The 14,665-nt window shown below is 65.4% G+C and carries 16 protein-coding genes; 8 read left to right on the forward strand and 8 right to left on the reverse strand.

Features of this window, described 5'->3' with window-relative positions:
* Positions 1–96 precede the first annotated feature (96 nt).
* The 3 genes from EJB06_RS16145 (at position 97) to EJB06_RS16155 (ending at position 1,866) form a co-directional block, all read left to right on the forward strand.
* On the forward strand, positions 97–693 hold the full coding sequence (locus EJB06_RS16145) for a cytochrome b/b6 domain-containing protein (RefSeq protein ID WP_126075069.1): 597 nt from the start codon (positions 97–99) through the stop codon (positions 691–693).
* Positions 694–769: 76 nt separating this feature from the next.
* Positions 770–1,501 carry a molybdopterin-dependent oxidoreductase gene (locus tag EJB06_RS16150; protein ID WP_370660136.1) on the forward strand — a complete coding sequence of 244 codons (732 nt, stop codon included), beginning with the start codon at positions 770–772 and terminating at the stop codon, positions 1,499–1,501.
* A 71-nt stretch (positions 1,502–1,572) separates the two neighbouring features.
* Complete coding sequence (locus EJB06_RS16155; protein WP_126075071.1) at positions 1,573–1,866, forward strand: pentapeptide MXKDX repeat protein; 294 nt, start codon at positions 1,573–1,575, stop codon at positions 1,864–1,866.
* Between the two features lie 28 nt (positions 1,867–1,894).
* Here the strand turns inward: EJB06_RS16155 and EJB06_RS16160 are convergent, their stop codons facing one another.
* The 7 genes from EJB06_RS16160 to EJB06_RS16190 form a co-directional block, all read right to left on the reverse strand.
* Positions 1,895–2,326, reverse strand: coding sequence for a hypothetical protein (locus tag EJB06_RS16160; RefSeq protein ID WP_126075072.1), 432 nt, complete (start codon positions 2,324–2,326; stop codon positions 1,895–1,897).
* On the reverse strand, positions 2,323–2,790 hold the full coding sequence (locus EJB06_RS16165) for a CC0125/CC1285 family lipoprotein (RefSeq protein WP_126075073.1): 468 nt from the start codon (positions 2,788–2,790) through the stop codon (positions 2,323–2,325). Before EJB06_RS16165 ends, EJB06_RS16160 begins: the two co-directional genes overlap by 4 nt.
* An 11-nt stretch (positions 2,791–2,801) precedes the next feature.
* Positions 2,802–3,353 (reverse strand): hypothetical protein, encoded by a 552-nt coding sequence (locus tag EJB06_RS16170; RefSeq protein ID WP_126075074.1) that lies wholly within the window; start codon positions 3,351–3,353, stop codon positions 2,802–2,804.
* 246 nt (positions 3,354–3,599) lie between these two features.
* Complete coding sequence (locus EJB06_RS16175) at positions 3,600–5,204, reverse strand: YncE family protein (protein ID WP_198420847.1); 1,605 nt, start codon at positions 5,202–5,204, stop codon at positions 3,600–3,602.
* A gap of 408 nt (positions 5,205–5,612) precedes the next feature.
* A complete protein-coding gene (locus EJB06_RS16180) occupies positions 5,613–7,040 on the reverse strand; it encodes a M16 family metallopeptidase (protein WP_126075075.1) in 1,428 nt (475 codons plus the stop codon).
* Positions 7,041–7,051: 11 nt separating this feature from the next.
* Entirely contained in the window at positions 7,052–8,464 is a 1,413-nt protein-coding gene (locus EJB06_RS16185) for a M16 family metallopeptidase (protein ID WP_126075076.1), read from the reverse strand.
* 167 nt (positions 8,465–8,631) lie between these two features.
* Positions 8,632–9,186: an FxDxF family PEP-CTERM protein gene (locus EJB06_RS16190; RefSeq protein ID WP_164557942.1), complete on the reverse strand. Its 555-nt coding sequence runs from the start codon at positions 9,184–9,186 to the stop codon at positions 8,632–8,634.
* A 523-nt stretch (positions 9,187–9,709) separates the two neighbouring features.
* Here EJB06_RS16190 and EJB06_RS16195 point away from each other — a divergent pair.
* A complete protein-coding gene (locus tag EJB06_RS16195; protein ID WP_126075078.1) occupies positions 9,710–10,396 on the forward strand; it encodes a methyl-accepting chemotaxis protein in 687 nt (228 codons plus the stop codon).
* Positions 10,397–10,413: 17 nt separating this feature from the next.
* On the opposite strand, the gene EJB06_RS16200 is transcribed toward EJB06_RS16195, so the two are convergent.
* Entirely contained in the window at positions 10,414–11,709 is a 1,296-nt protein-coding gene (locus EJB06_RS16200; protein WP_126075079.1) for a GMC family oxidoreductase N-terminal domain-containing protein, read from the reverse strand.
* Between the two features lie 185 nt (positions 11,710–11,894).
* Between EJB06_RS16200 and EJB06_RS16205 the strand changes: the two genes are divergently transcribed.
* From EJB06_RS16205 to EJB06_RS16220, 4 genes are all read left to right on the forward strand, one after another.
* Entirely contained in the window at positions 11,895–12,095 is a 201-nt protein-coding gene (locus EJB06_RS16205; protein ID WP_126075080.1) for a hypothetical protein, read from the forward strand.
* Between the two features lie 72 nt (positions 12,096–12,167).
* Complete coding sequence (locus EJB06_RS16210; protein WP_229427116.1) at positions 12,168–12,920, forward strand: GIN domain-containing protein; 753 nt, start codon at positions 12,168–12,170, stop codon at positions 12,918–12,920.
* Between the two features lie 5 nt (positions 12,921–12,925).
* A complete protein-coding gene (locus tag EJB06_RS16215; protein ID WP_307720452.1) occupies positions 12,926–13,567 on the forward strand; it encodes a tetratricopeptide repeat protein in 642 nt (213 codons plus the stop codon).
* A gap of 80 nt (positions 13,568–13,647) precedes the next feature.
* The gene (locus EJB06_RS16220) at positions 13,648–14,628 is read left to right on the forward strand and encodes an NAD(P)H-quinone oxidoreductase (protein ID WP_126075081.1); all 981 of its coding nucleotides are present in this window, start codon (positions 13,648–13,650) and stop codon (positions 14,626–14,628) included.
* Positions 14,629–14,665: the final 37 nt, after the last annotated feature.

The following is a 14,665-nucleotide window of genomic DNA, read 5'->3' on the forward strand; positions in this document are numbered from 1 at the left end:
TCGCGTATTGACTGGCTCCGGCGCCGCGCCGGCATCATATGCTGCTTCTTGCCGGCAAGTCAAAAGCGACTTGGCCGGCACCGCAGGGAGCGCCGCATGAGCGCCGACCCGCGCATCATCCATCCGCTGTGGCTGCGCATCACGCACTGGCTCAACGCCGCGGCCGTGGTGTTGCTGGTGACCAGCGGCTGGCGCATCTATAACGCGACCGGCTTCCTGGGCTTTGCCATTCCGCCCGGGATCACCCTGGGCGGCTGGCTCGGCGGCGCGCTGCAGTGGCATTTCGCCGCGATGTGGCTGCTACTGGCCAACGGCATCGTGTATTTGCTGCGCAATCTGTTCTCGGGACGGCTGCGGCGCCAGTTCTTTCCGCTCTCGCCACGCCAGTTGCTGAGCGATATGGGCGCAGCGCTGAAAGGCAAGCTGACCCATGCAGATCCGCGCCGCTACAACAGCGTGCAGCGGCTGGCCTACCTGTTCGTCATGCTCGACAGCATCGTGCTGGTGCTGTCCGGACTGGTGCTGTGGAAATCGGTCCAGTTCCCCCTGCTGCGCCTGCTGATGGGCGGCTACGAAGGCGCGCGCCACGTGCATTTTTACGCCATGGCCGGGCTGTGCGGCTTCATCGTCGTGCATGTGGCGATGGTGGCGCTGGTGCCGCGCACCCTGCTGGCCATGCTGCGCGGCCGTTAATCGTCACATTCCCGGATAAATCACCATGAAACTGTTCAAACCACGCGACATCGTCCTGCCCGCCGAGGGCAGCGCCATGCTGGCCGACGCCATCAAGCGCATTGCCCAGCCATCGCGCCGGGCCTTCCTGCAACGCAGCCTGACCCTGGGCGGACTGAGCCTGCTGACCGCTTGCTCCACCAGCGAGCAGGACAGCATCGAGCAGGCGCTCGGCAGTATTTCACGCTTCAACGACAGCGTGCAGGGCTTGCTGTTCGATCCGGCGCGGCTGGCGCCAACGTATCCGGCCAGCATGATCACGCGTCCGTTTCCGTTCAATGCCTATTACGGCGAAGACGAGGTGCGCCAGATCGATGGCGAAGCCTGGCGCCTGGAGCTGGGCGGCATGGTGGCCGACCGCAAGCCGTGGACCCTGGCCCGCCTGCGCGCGCTGCCGCAGCAGGACCAGATCACGCGCCACATCTGCGTGGAAGGCTGGAGCGCCATCGGCAAATGGGGCGGGGTGTCGTTCGGACACTTCCTGCGCCACGTGGGCGCCGACCTGAGCGCCAAGTACGTGGGCTTCCAGTGCGCCGACGATTATTTTACGAGCATCGACATGGCCACGGCCTTGCATCCGCAGACCTTGATGGCGCTGACCTACGACGATCAGCCGCTGCCGCCGCGCTACGGCTTTCCGATGAAGCTGCGCATGCCTACCAAGCTCGGCTACAAGAATCCGAAACACGTGCAAGCCATCTTCGTTACCAATACCTACCCTGGCGGTTACTGGGAAGACCAGGGGTATAACTGGTTCGGCGGCAGCTGATCGGATTCCGATCGCCGTGCCGGACCTTCCGCAAGCAGTACTTTGTTTTAATCACTTTAAAGGAAACAAGCATGAAAAACATCACCACCGCCCTGATCGCCGCTTGCCTGACCTTCTCCGGCGCCGCATTCGCCCAGGACGCCATGAAGAAGGACGACATGGCCAAGGATGGCATGCACAAGCCGGCCATGCAGAAGGATCACATGGGCAAGGACGGCATGCACAAGGATGCCATGGGCAAAGATGCGATGAAGAAAGATAGCATGGGCAAGGATGCCATGAAAAAAGATGGCATGAAAAAAGATGCGATGGCCAAGGATGCGATGAAGAAAGACGCCATGACCAAGGATGAAATGAAGAAGTAAGCGCGGCTTCGCCACGCCGGCGGCGCTGTCAGAGATCGCAGGCGCGCGCCGGCCGCGCACCCGGCGCAAGGCGCGCGCCGATGGCGGCGCTGGGGTCGTCGATCAATACACTGGCTCTGCAGTGCTCGTCGGCCAGCTGGAGGTCGAGGCGGTAGCGTTGCCCGGCCTCGGGAATGAAGCTTGTGGACGGCGTGCATCTCCCATTGCGATCTTTGTAATAGGCGCCGACGGTCAGGCGCGTGCCGGCGGGAATCTGCGCCTGGCCATCGGCGTCGCCAACCAGGCGGTGCGGCTGGCCCTGCGCGCAAATCCATTTGACGCTGCTGCCGGACGCGTCCATCAAGGCCGAGGCCCCGGGCGCCATCGGACCGGGGCGGTAGAGCGGCGCGCCGCAGCCGCCGGCCGCGCCCAGCACGGCCAGGACCGCGGTCCACTTCCTTATCTGGAGCGTGGAGCTCATTGGGGCTTGCCTTTCACCTTGGTTTGCAGGCGCGCGATGACTTCCGCGGCCGATAGCAGTCCCGGTGCATTCTCGGCGAAAGGGATGATGTAGGCGGACGAAAACGCCCTGCCGCCGATGGTCGAAAACACGGTTTTCTCGCTGCGCCGGTCTTTCATCGCCGAGGGCAGGTCGTTGTACAGCGCGAAATAGGCTTTGCCTTCGCGCTGGGTGATTTCGGCGCTTCGGTAGAGTACGGCGTTCGCAGCCATGTACACGGTTGCACTCGACGGGCCGGTATAGCTGACCTTGATCAACTTGCCCGGTCCCGGTTCTTCCTCGTAGCCGCCGTCCAGGCCGCGCAGCCCGATCACGTTGCGCGGGCGGTAGTCGCTGCCGCAGGCACTGAGCATGAGAGGCGCGAGTGCCAGGCAAAGCAGGCCGATGAATGTGATGACGATGTTCGGACGTGTCGCGGCGTGCATGGGAAGTATGTTCACTTGATGAGCGGGACGACGACGACCCTGACGGCCTGGTACCAGCCTCTGCCATTTTTGTTGATGCCGTTGAACCCCGGCATGCAGGAATACTCGGGCCTGGTGGACGGCACCTCGTGGTTGTCCTGGTCCACGATGATCATCTCGCAACGTTGCGAGTTGCCGCGCGTGTACAAGCGGGCGTCGTAGGTCTGGTTTGCCTTGGGCGTGAAGGTGGCGGTGACGGAACAGCCCGAATTGCCGCCCCAGAGAACGTGCGAGGCTCCCATGGCGAACGTGAATTCCTGCTCCGCCGCAATCTGCTTGCGCGGAAGTTCATCGACATCGTCCATGGAAATGGCGCTGCTGATGACGTGGTTGGTGCGCGGGGTTCCGCATTCGCTATCGTCGAAAGCAACCGCTTTGCCGATACGCATGCGCGGGGTGGGGGTTTCGTTTTCCATGTACATGATCAGGGTCGCGGTCGGCTTGCTTGCCGGCGGCACGTACGTGCTGCATGCGGACAGGATCGCCACCAGCAATGGCGCGATGAAAAGGCGGGTGTTTGGCATGGTGCTCCGGATGGGCTATGCGCCTGCTCTGGCGCGCGACAGGGCGGCATGGAATAAAAACCGCCGGCGCGTGCACGCCGGCGGACTTGGTGATCGGCACAACCATGCGACAGGACGCGCGCGGCGGCGTCGTGAAGAAGTTGCCTCACATTATCTCTTATTTCGATAATAAATTACAACTATTGCTGAAAAATGGACGCGTGGACCGCCGATGTAACCGGTTACATCGGCAGCCCCCAAAAACGCTTACTTCAGCAGGATCGCCTGTTCCTTCTCGGTGCCGAGGATGTCCGACTTGCAGACGGCATACACGGTTTGCGAGGAGGTCGAACCGAGCGTGAGCGCCTTGCTATGCTTCAGGCCGCCCGTTGCGGTGGTGATGGCATCGTACAAGGCGTCGTACGCATTGCCGGCGCTCCAGGCGGCGCGGCACCTGGCCGGCTGGTTGGTGCTCAAGGCGTACGTGGCGTTGTAGCCGCTCTTGGTCACGGCGCCCAGGGTGATGGCCAGCGGCGGGGTGGCCGGCGGCGGGGTGGTCGGGGTGCCGGTGCCGGGGATGGTCTTGACTGCGCTGGCCGGAATGTCGATCAGGTAGGCGTCGACATCGGTGGCGCTGCTGGTGCCCCAGTTCGAATTGAACAGCACCTTGGTCAGGTCGCGGTTGATCGAGGCGTGCGGCTCGCTCCAGTAGCCATTGCTGACCACGCGCGAAAAGCCCAGGTTGTAGGTGATCGGATTGGCTGCCAGTTGCACCAGGAACATCTTGCGGTGCAGCCACTGGCGCGAACCGCTGTTGTCGGCGTAGGTCGATACCAGCGCCCAGCCCGGTTTGTTGAAGCCTTTGCCGGACACATGCAGCGCGGTCGCGCTGCCGTTGACGTAGGTCGGCAGCAGGTTGGTGCGTACGCCGGTGCGCAGGTTGACCATGAACAGGTCGCCCGCGTTGGCCTGGTAGTCGACCGAGACGTAGACATCGTCGCCGTTGGCATCGATCGCCAGGTCCGAATGCTCCGACTTCGCATGGATCTTGCGGCGGTTGCTCAGGTCGCGATTGGCCACCACGGTGCCGCTGGCGCTGTCGCCGGAAATGACGCAGTAGTTGCCGCTCGGGCTCATGCTGACGTGGTCGGGACGGTCGCCTTTGGTGTCCAGGGTGCCGAGGATCGCATTGGTGTCGCGGTCCCAGGTGAACACGCCCAGGCTGTTCCAGTTGGCATCATCGACCATGAAGCACCAGTAGCGGCCATCCTTCGACGGCGACCCTTCCGACCTGGTCCAAGCCGCGTTGGCGGTCGGCCAGCGCGCTTTCAGGCGGGTTGCAAAGTCGCCCACCACGCGCGTGGTCCCGGTCGACACCGTCAATTCGTTCAGGCGCATGCCCACGCCGTTGGTCGGCAGGTAGTACAGCTTGTCCGGATTGCTCGGGTGCCATTGCGGTTCGGCGTCGCCCGCCAGGCCCGGCAACTGCTTGCTGAAGCCGAAGGTCCTGGCGTTGTAGGTTTGCCAGAAGCCGTTCAGGGCGTAGGTCAGGTATTGCGAGCTGTCGGCATTGAAGGCCTGGCGGCGCGAATAGTCGTTGCGCGAAAAGCCGTCGACGCCTTCGGCCGTGTGGTTGGTGGCGCGCACCAGGCAGGTGTTGTAGGCGCCTTCCTTGAGCGCCACGCCCTTGGCAGGACGGGCAGTGCTCGGAATGGCATCGATGTGACGGGTGCTCGACAGTTTGAAGTCGGCCGGATAGAAGCTGGCGCAGGCCGGGCTCAGTTCCGGTGCGCTCTGGGCGAAGGCGCTCGCGCAGCCCAGGCTGGACAGGCTGGCGACGATGCTTAGCGCCAGCATCTTGCGAGGCTGCATGGAAAGACATCTCGATGTTGTCATGAATCCCTCAATCATGGTTATATGAAAAAAATGATCGATTTCCTCACTTTGTAACAATCTAAATGATAATTAATTGCAAAGAGGAAAATCCATTGGGATTCTAGTCTGGGGATATTCCTTGTGCAACAAACTTGGGTGAATATGCGTGACAAATTGTCTGCATTTGCGTGTTGCCAACACGTCAAGCTGTTACATTCACGCGTGAATTAATAAATACGGATATCAGGAGGTCAATCCGTCGAATTCCGGCATACTTCACGCTTGTTACGGCGGGGCGGGCGCGTGTCGTGCTTGGCCATCAATGTAAAAAAGCCGCCCCTGCGTGCGCAGTGGCGGCCTTGCTGTGTGGCGGCGCAACGGTAGCGGGGCAGGCCCGCCGCCGGCTTACTTCTGCTGCACGCCGAATTCGCCGTAAGGCTTGAGCTGCTCGGCGATGGCGGCATGGTCGCCCACCACGACCACCGACTGCAGCTCCGGCGCAAAGTACTTCTTGCCCATCTCGCGCACCTGCTCGGGCGTGACTTTCTGGATCATCGGCACGTACTGGCCGAGGAATTCCGGCGGCAGGCCGATCAGCCAGTTGTTGGCCAGGGTCCTGGCCACGGCGACCTGCATCTGGTTGGCGATCAGGTAGCCGCCCGCCACGTAGCGCTTGTTCATGCTCATTTCCGCTTCCGGCACCAGCTCGCTGCCGATGCGCGTGTACTCGTGCAGGTATTCCTTGAGCGCCGCGCCGGTCACTTCGTTGCGCACGTCGGCACCGCCGACGATGCTGCCGCCGTTGCGGAAGATGCGCGCGCCGGCCGAGGCGCCGTAGGTATAGCCTTTTTCCTCGCGCAGATTCAGGTTCACGCGGCTGCTGAAGCCGCCCCCGAGGATGGTGCTGGTCAGGCGCAGCGGCACGTAGTCGCTGGCGCTGGCGGCCATGCCCGGGCTGCCCAGGCGCATGGTCGACTGCACGCTGCCGTCGCGCTGCAGGATGATGCGCACCGGCTTGGCGGCCAGCGCGGCGCCAGGGGTCTCGGGCAGGGCCGGACCTGCGGCTTTCCAGTCGCCGAAGGCGGCGCTGGCCAGTTTGATCGCTTCCGCTTCGCCGATGCGGCCGGTGATCACCAGCAGGCTGCGGTCGGGACGGAAGCGCTTGGCGTGCTCGGCGCGCAGCAGCTCCGGCGTGACCGCGTTGATCGACTCCACGGTCGGGCTGGTGTTGCCGTACGGGTGCTCGCCGAAGACCGCCTTGCCCAGCGCGCGTTCGGCGCGGAAGCCCGGGCTGGTCTCGGACACTTTCAGGCCCTCCAGCGCATTGCCCTTGCTCAGCGCGACTTCCTGCGCGGGAAAGGCGGGCATGCGCGCCACTTCGGCCAGCAGTTGCAGCATCGGTCCGGCGTTCGAGGTGAGCGCGTTGGCCGAGACGATCACGCCGTCGTGGCTGGCGCCGGCGCCGACTTCGCCGCCCAGGCCCTGGGCCGTTTCGGCGATGGCGCGCGAGTCGCGCCTGGTGCTGCCTTCATTGAGCAGGCCGGCCATCAGGTTGGCGAAGCCGGGCAGCTGGCGCTCGTCGGCGGCCATGCCGGCGCCGCGCACGGCCAGCACGTAGTCCACGCGCGGCAAGCCCTGGCGCGGTACGACCCACACCTGCAGGCCGTTGGCCAGGGTCTTCTTGACGATCTTCGGGACCGGGATCGGCTTGTCCTTGCCGTACGGGGGCAGGGCGTTGGCGGCGGTTTTGTCTGCGGCGGCGGCGCTGTCGGCGGCAAAGGCGGACGGCGCGCACAGCAGGGAAATGCTCAGTGCCAGCATCAGTTTTTTCATGGTGGCTCTCCTTAGTTCTTGACGGCGGTGGATGCGGCGGCGGCCGGCGCCGGCGCTGTGACGGGCGCGGCGGCCGTCCTGGCGACCGGCTTGCGGTCGATGACGGTGCGGTTGGCGCGCGTCAGATAGGTTTTGGCGACGCGCTGGATGTCTTCCGAGCGCACGGCCTCGATCCAGCCGGGGATCTTGTTGGCCACGTTGGCGTCGCCCCACAGGGTTTGCAGCTTGGCCAGGGTGTCGGCGCGGTCCATGAAGCTTTCCATCGTGTTGTACCAGTTGGCCAGCATGCGCGTCTTGACGCGCTTGAGGGTGGCCGCGTCGGCGCCGCTGGCGGCGATCTTGGCGACTTCTTCCTCGATGCCCTTGAGCATGGCGTCGGCGCTGCTGGTCGGCTTGTACAGCGCGAACACGGTAAACAAGGTCGGGCCGTCGAATTCCCACGGGCTGGTCAGTCCGTACAGGGAGTCGACGTTGAGCGCCACTTCGCGCCCCTTGACCAGGCCCTGGTACAGGACCGAGGCGTCGCCGCCGGCCAGCAATTCGCCTAGCACCGCCATCGGCGCCAGGTCGGGGCTACCGCGCTGCGGCATCTTCCAGGCGGCGGCGATGGCCGGCACCTGGGCCAGCGCGTCGCTTTGCTCGATGCGCTTTTCGGCCGTGCCCAGCGGCTCGCTGAAGTCGGTCGGCGCCGGGGTCGGGCGTTTCGGGATGGCGGCAAAGTATTTCTGCGCCAGCGCAAAGCCCTGGGCCGCGGTGACGTCGCCCGAAATGGCCAGCACCGCATTGTTCGGGCCGTAGTAATCGCGGTGGAAGTTGCGCACGTCGTCCAGGCTGGCGCCTTCCAGGTCCTCGAAGCTGCCGTAGCCGTCGTGGTTGTTTTCCCACTTCTGGAAGGCTTGCTGGTTGATGTCGATCCACATGAAGCCGCCGTAGGGCTGGTTCTTCACGTTGACGCGGATTTCTTCCTTGACCACGTCCTGCTGGTTCTTCAGGGTTTTTTCGTTGAAATCGAGCGTCTTCATGCGGTCCGCTTCGAGCCACAGGATCGATTCGATCGACGACACCGGCGCCGTCTCGATATAGTTGGTGAAGTCGGGCCGGGTCGAACCGTTGTTGCGGCCGCCGCCGCCGGTAATGGTCTTGTCGAACACGCCCTTCGGTGCGTTCGGCGTGCCCTGGAACATCAGGTGTTCGAACAGGTGGGCGAAGCCGGTGCGGTTTTTCGGTTCGAGCCGCATGCCGACGTGGTACACCACGCTTACGCCGACGGTGGGCGAGGTGTGGTCGGGCGAAACGATCACGGTCAGGCCGTTGTCGAGCTTTTTGACGTTGACGGGAACGGTCCAGCTGTCGCTGCTTGCCGCAAAGGCGGACAAGGACAGGGAAAGTCCGGCGATGAGAACGGGGAGTTGGCGCATGCGCATGAAAAACCTCACGATAAGTACCTGGAAAACCAGCTCGGCCGCAGGGGCGGGAGCCGCTGCATGGCGGCGTATCTTAACGTAGCTTGGTTTTTAAACAAACATATGCATGTCAAAAAAAAGCCCGCGCGCAGGGGGGCGCGAGGGCTTTCATGCCGGCAGGGTAAAACTTACGCTGCCAGGGCGGCGGCGGCGGCCTTCTTGTTGCGGCGGCGCGCGGTGAAGCCCAGCAGGCCGAGGCCGGCGAGCATCATGGCATAGGTTTCTGGCTCAGGTACTGGCGCCAGGGCGATGTTGGTCGAGTAGCGGCCTGCGGTGTTCGACAGGATGCTGCCCTTGATCTGGATCGTGTACGCGCCAGCGGCCAGGGTCGAGGTCGACAGCGACCATTGGTCGGTCGCGCCGGTCGACAGCAGGGTGCCGCCGAACAGCGAGCCGGTGCTGTCGATCAGGTTGAAGGCGGTGATGTCCAGGCCGTTCTTGGCATTGCCGGTGATCGACAGGACGCCAGCGGCGAATTCGCCAGCCTGGGCCAGGGTGAAGCTGTAGTTGTCGACGAAGGTGTTGCCCTTGTTGCCGCCTGCAAAGAAGCCATCGGCTTCAGCGAAGTTGTCGACCAGTTCCAGGGTCGAGGTGTTGATGATTTCGACAGCGGATGCCTGGCTCGAAACGAGGGCGGCGGATGCCAGCGCGATGGCCGACAGGAAGACTTTGGATTTTTTCATCATAGTGCACCTATTAAAGTTGCCTTTTGTTAAGGCCGGATTGTGGCTTGGAACGCGTATGTGTACGCGAGAAGGCAATCTAACATCGGCTTGTGACAGTAGTAAGGACGAGGCCGCTTCTTTACATCTCGTTGCAATTTTCTACAGAGAACGCTTAGTTGATATGGAAATACTATTAAAAGCCCGTTCTCATAGTGAAGAGCTCGCTTGATTTCTGTTGCAGAGCACCATTTGTGTTCATATCAATTCTGTTTGTAGTCCCAATCCTACACGACGACGAGAAATTGTGGAAGCTTGGGCTTAAGTCATTCCTAAGTTGCGCTTCAGTTGAGCCGCCTCAATACCGCGCCGGCGCATCATGTTGGGGTGTTGCTTGACCGCTTTGGTGCCCGGTTTGTGCCGTATTGCGCCAGTTTGGTGAGGAGTCGGGCGAAAACCCCTGCTGCGGCCTGGCACGGAACCTGCACCCGCTTGTTTCTGTCCGGATGGCGACATCGCCGCCGGCACTGAGAAGGAGAGCAAGATGTTGGACGATGCGAGCACACTGGAACGCCCGCGCGAAGATGGATTTGCCGGCGTCAAGCTGTCCGGCGACGTCTTCGGGGCGCTGATCAACCTGTCCGGCCGGCGCCGCTTCACCTCGCAGCGCGTGGTGCTGTACGCCGTGCTGGCCTCGATGGGCCACGAGGGCGCCGTGGCGACCGCGCGCGAGACCCTGGCGCAGTTCCGCGAAGCGCACCTGACCCTGGTCGAAGGCAAGGGCGGCTTGCCGGGCGTGTTTTGCGCACAGCTGCGCGACGCTTACTTCGGCGTGCTGCAGGGCGACCGCGTGATTCGCGACTTCATCGCGCTGGCCGAAGCGGCGCTCGACGCCATCGTCGGCGGCGGGCGCGGCGCGCCGGCGCTGCTCGACGAGCTGGTGCGCAGCGGAACGGCCCTGTTGAGCGTGCTCAACGGGCTGACCCTGGTCTACGAAGAACAGTCGAAGCGCCACGCCCAGCTGCAAAAGCGCCAGCTGCAGGTGATGATGGGCGATATCAAGACCATCGCCAAGCAGGCCCGCATGGTCGCTTTCAATGCCCAGATCGTCGCCGCGCGCGCCGGCCAGGCCGGCAAGGAGTTTTCCGTGGTGGCCAGCAGCATGACCCTGATCACCGGCGAGATCGACGACCTCGTGCACGAAGCGCTGAACGGCGCGCTGGCCGCCTGAGGAATTGAAACGGCGCCTCAGCGCGCCAGGCGCCGGCCCAGCCAGGTGCCCAGGCACAGCAGGGTCAGGGTCGGCGGCAAGCCCCACGGTCCGGGAATGACCGAGGCGTCGCACACGTACAGGCCGGCGGCCCCGGCTTGCAGGCTGGCGTCGACGCCGTCGCCGATCGGCACGCTGCCGCCCGGATGCGCGGCGAAATGGTGGCTGGCGAACACATGCGTGGCGCCGCAGCGGGCCAGGATCGCGCGCGCCATGGCTTCGCCCCGGGCCAGCTTGGCGCGGTCGGCCTGGTGCAGGGTCTTGTCGACCCAGCGCGGCCCCACCGCGCCGCCGGTCCGGTCGGCGATCTTGACCATCAGCGAGAGCGTGCGCCGGTGCGCGAACAGGCGGTCGAAACGGCCCGCCTGCGCCGTGAAGGCCTGGTACATCGGCTTGGGCAGGGTCATGTCGGCCAGCGAAATGCCGGCCTCGTCGAGGCGCATGCCGGCCGCCATCGGCACTTCCGCGCCGCCGTCGAGGCCGTCCACCGTGCCCATCACCGCCAGCACCGGATCGCTGAACAGGCTGCTGGCCCGCGCGCGCAGGCCGCTGCCGTGCAGCAGGCGCGGGCTGCCGACGCCGCCGCCGGCCAGGACCACCAGCGGCGCACGCGCCTGTTCGAGCTTGCCCTCACGTACATAGTCGACGCCGGCCGCCTTGCCGTCGTTCACCAGCACGCGGGTGGCGCGGGCCTTGTCGCGCAGGACGGCGCCGTGGGTACAGGCCTGGTCGATGAAATCGCGCGCACTCCACTTGGCCCCGAACGGGCAACCGTAGACGCAACGCCAGCAGCCGGCCCGGCACAACTGCGGGCGGATCATCTTGTCGAGCTTGCGCCAGTCCAGGCCCAGCGCCAGCGCGCCTTGCAGGATGCGCGTGGCCGCCGGACCGACCAGCGCATCCGGCAGCGGGCCGATCGGCAGCTCGGCGCGCAGCGAAGCCAGGGCGGGCGCCAGGTCGATGCCGAGCGCGGCGAAGCGGGCCAGGGGCGGATCGGCGGCGGTGGCGAAGTTGATGCTGGAACTGCCGCCGGCGTTGACGCCCTGCACCAGCAGCGACGCGTCGCGGTGCACGAAGGCGCCCTTGCCGGGAATGGCGGCGATGCGCGCCATCTGCGCCAGGGTGCCGCGCAAGGGGGCGGCGCTGCCCTGTTCGAGGATCAGCACGCGCAGGCCGCGCGAGGCCAGTTCGCGCGCCACGCTGGCGCCGCCCGGCCCGCTGCCGACGACAATCGCGTCGAACGATGGGGCGGGGGAGGAAATGGTCTCTGGCATGGTGTCCGAGTATCGGCCGCAGTGGCGGGCGCGTCAACCAGGTGATGCGCGATCGCGTTCCATCGCGCTTTTTGCGGGACTGGGTGGCGAAAAATGCAGTTCGTCGCAATCCGCTGGAGCGATGGGTGGCGTGTGGTTAAAGTCGCACCATACCGCCACGTCATCGAACCCACCAGGAGCGCATCATGAACATCGCCAAACACATGGAAGCCATTTTTCTTGCCGTCGTCGCCGTGATCGGCGCCAGCACCTTCGCCACGGCCGGCGCGCCGGCCCCGCGCAGCGCGCCGCTGGCCGCCAGCGCCACGGCGGACGCCGCCATTCCGGTGGTCGTGGTCAGCGCGCGCCGCCTGAGCGCCGCCGAAAAAGCCAGCCTCCCGCAATAAGCTGGAACTGCGCCGCACTTGCTGGTAGTGTATGCGCCATCCCATACCAATAAAAACACGCGGAGACGCACGATGATGCAATTTTTTCATGCCGGCGCGCTGGCAGCGGCCCTCACCCTGGCCGCGGCCGCCAGCGCCGGCGCCGCCGACGACCACCTGAGCGAAACCCGGAGCGTCGACGCCAATGCGCAGCGGGTCCGGCTCGACGGCGCCATCGACCTGCGCCTGCGCCAGGGCGCCGTCCCGAGCCTGGTCATCAGCGGCGGCAGGCGCGCCATGAGCGCCGTCACCACCGAGCAGCATGGCGACACGATCAGCATCGGCGGCCCCGCGCGCGGCGCGCGGGCGCGCGCCGACCTGACCCTGCCGGCCCTGCGCGAAGTGTCCTCCGACAACGTCGGCTTTACCGAGGTCAGCGGCTTCGCCGGCGACGAACTCGACCTGTCGCTGGAAGGGGCCGGCTCGATGCGGGTCAACTGCACTTACCGCGTCGTCAGCGCCAGCCTGGGCGGGGTGGGCAGCCTCGACCTGGAGGGCGTGCTCGGCGAGGGCATCGAACTGGAGCTGCGCGGCGCCGGGTATGCGCGGCTGAGCGGGCGCGCCAAGTGGCTCAAGGCCGACCTGGGCGGGCTGGGCGGACTCGATGCGCATCAGTTCCAGGTCGACAGCGTGAACATCGACTTGAACGGACTCGGCAACGCGACCGTGATGGCGCGCCAGAGCGCCAGGCTACGCCTGGACGGGATGGGGTCGGTGATTGTGTACGGCAAGCCTGCCAACCGCAGCGTCCGGGTCGAAGGCCTCGGCAAGGTCAGCTGGAAATGAGCGTCATGCACGCACGGCTGGCGACCCGCGCCATGAAACAATCCCTGTTCGCGCTCCTGCTCGCGGCCGGCCTGCACGGCACTGCCTTCGCCGGGTTCGCCGAAGGCGCCAACGCCTACAATGCGCGCGACTATGCGCGCGCGCTGAAAGAAGTCGCGCCGCTGGCCAGGGCCGGCCATGTGGACGCGCAGCATTTGCTCGGGCTCATGTATTACATGGGGCGCGGGGTGGCGCGCGACTACAGGCAGGCCATGCTGTGGCACCGCAAGGCGGCCGATCAGGGCAAGGCCGACGCCCAGTATGTGGTGGGGGCGATGTACTACACGGGCAACGCGGTGCCGCTCGATCACAAGGCGGCGATCGGCTGGTTCCGCAAGGCGGCCGAGCAGGGGCATGCCGAGGCGCAGCATGCGCTGGGATTGATGTACCGTTATCACGCGGCGGGCATGCCGCAGGATAAGGTGCTGGCCTATATGTTGTGGAACCTGGCGGCGGCCAGCGGCAACGCCAACGCCACCGAGCAGCGCGCCGCCATCGCCAGGCGCATGACGCAGGAGCAGATCGACGAGGCGCAGGCCTTGTCGCGCGCGTGGAGGCCGGGCACGCCCCTGCCGACGCAGTCGCGCAGCGGCGGCGCGGCGGGCTAGGGTGGGGTAGAGGAGCGGGGGAAAACACGCTTCCCCCACATCCCGTACAATCGCCTTTTGCTTCCAGCGAGCCCCATCCCATGCGTGCCATCGAAATCAAGCAGCCCGGTCCACCCGATGTGTTGCAACTGTGCGAGCGTCCCGTTCCTGAACTGAAAGCCGGCGAAGTGCTGATCCGCGTGCACGCGGCCGGCATCAACCGTCCCGACGTCCTGCAGCGCCTCGGCCACTACCCGGTCCCGCCCGGCGCCTCCGACCTGCCCGGCCTCGAAGTGGCGGGCGAGATCGTCGGCGGCGATCTGGCCGGCAGCGCTTTCCAGAAAGGCGACATGGTCTGCGCCCTGGTCCAGGGCGGCGGCTACGCCGAGTACTGCGCCGCGCCGCTGCCGCAATGCCTGCCGCTCCCCGCCGGCCTGAGCCCGCTCGAAGCGGCCTCCCTGCCCGAGAACTACTTCACGGTCTGGAGCAATGTGTTCGACCGCGCCCGCTTGGAAGGCAGCGACACCCTGCTGGTGCAGGGCGGCACCTCCGGCATCGGCGTCACCGCCATCCAGCTCGCCGCCGCCCTCGGCCACCGCGTGTTCGCCACCGCCGGCAGCGCCGGGAAATGCCGCGCCAGCGAGTCGCTCGGCGCCGAACGCGGCATCGACTACAAGAGCGAGGACTTCGCCGCCGTGGTCAAGTCGCTCACCGACAACAAGGGCGTCGATGTCATCCTCGACATGGTCGGCGGCGACTACCTGCCGCGTGAAATCGATTGCCTGGCCGACGACGGCCGCATCGCCCTGATCGCCCTGCTGGGCGGCGCCAGGGCGAATATCGACCTCGGCCAGGTCCTGCGGCGCCGCCTGAGCATCTCCGGTTCGACCCTGCGTCCGCGTCCGGTGGCCTTCAAGGGCGCGATCGCCGCCAAGCTGCGCGAACGGGTCTGGCCGCTGTTCGGGCAGGGCAGGATCCGCCCGGTGATTTTCCAGACTTTTCCGCTCGAACAGGCGGCCCAGGCGCATGCCCTGATGGAGAGTTCCACCCATATCGGGAAGATCATGCTGCAGGTGCTGTGACGCGCTGAGGTTGCGATACAACTGCCCCCGGCCTTTG

Source organism: Massilia atriviolacea (assembly GCF_003953935.1).
Taxonomy (GTDB): Bacteria; Pseudomonadota; Gammaproteobacteria; order Burkholderiales; family Burkholderiaceae_D; genus Telluria_A; species Telluria_A atriviolacea.

Bases quoted from the DNA above. Each gene is read 5' to 3' on its own strand.
- EJB06_RS16145 (WP_126075069.1), top strand. From the start codon at position 97: ATGAGCGCCGACCCGCGCATCATCCATCCGCTGTGGCTGCGCATCACG.
- EJB06_RS16150 (WP_370660136.1), top strand. From the start codon at position 770: ATGCTGGCCGACGCCATCAAGCGCATTGCCCAGCCATCGCGCCGGGCC.
- EJB06_RS16155 (WP_126075071.1), top strand. From the start codon at position 1,573: ATGAAAAACATCACCACCGCCCTGATCGCCGCTTGCCTGACCTTCTCC.
- EJB06_RS16160 (WP_126075072.1), bottom strand. From the start codon at position 2,326: ATGAGCTCCACGCTCCAGATAAGGAAGTGGACCGCGGTCCTGGCCGTG.
- EJB06_RS16165 (WP_126075073.1), bottom strand. From the start codon at position 2,790: ATGCACGCCGCGACACGTCCGAACATCGTCATCACATTCATCGGCCTG.
- EJB06_RS16170 (WP_126075074.1), bottom strand. From the start codon at position 3,353: ATGCCAAACACCCGCCTTTTCATCGCGCCATTGCTGGTGGCGATCCTG.
- EJB06_RS16175 (WP_198420847.1), bottom strand. From the start codon at position 5,204: ATGCAGCCTCGCAAGATGCTGGCGCTAAGCATCGTCGCCAGCCTGTCC.
- EJB06_RS16180 (WP_126075075.1), bottom strand. From the start codon at position 7,040: ATGAAAAAACTGATGCTGGCACTGAGCATTTCCCTGCTGTGCGCGCCG.
- EJB06_RS16185 (WP_126075076.1), bottom strand. From the start codon at position 8,464: ATGCGCATGCGCCAACTCCCCGTTCTCATCGCCGGACTTTCCCTGTCC.
- EJB06_RS16190 (WP_164557942.1), bottom strand. From the start codon at position 9,186: ATGAAAAAATCCAAAGTCTTCCTGTCGGCCATCGCGCTGGCATCCGCC.
- EJB06_RS16195 (WP_126075078.1), top strand. From the start codon at position 9,710: ATGTTGGACGATGCGAGCACACTGGAACGCCCGCGCGAAGATGGATTT.
- EJB06_RS16200 (WP_126075079.1), bottom strand. From the start codon at position 11,709: ATGCCAGAGACCATTTCCTCCCCCGCCCCATCGTTCGACGCGATTGTC.
- EJB06_RS16205 (WP_126075080.1), top strand. From the start codon at position 11,895: ATGAACATCGCCAAACACATGGAAGCCATTTTTCTTGCCGTCGTCGCC.
- EJB06_RS16210 (WP_229427116.1), top strand. From the start codon at position 12,168: ATGATGCAATTTTTTCATGCCGGCGCGCTGGCAGCGGCCCTCACCCTG.
- EJB06_RS16215 (WP_307720452.1), top strand. From the start codon at position 12,926: ATGCACGCACGGCTGGCGACCCGCGCCATGAAACAATCCCTGTTCGCG.
- EJB06_RS16220 (WP_126075081.1), top strand. From the start codon at position 13,648: ATGCGTGCCATCGAAATCAAGCAGCCCGGTCCACCCGATGTGTTGCAA.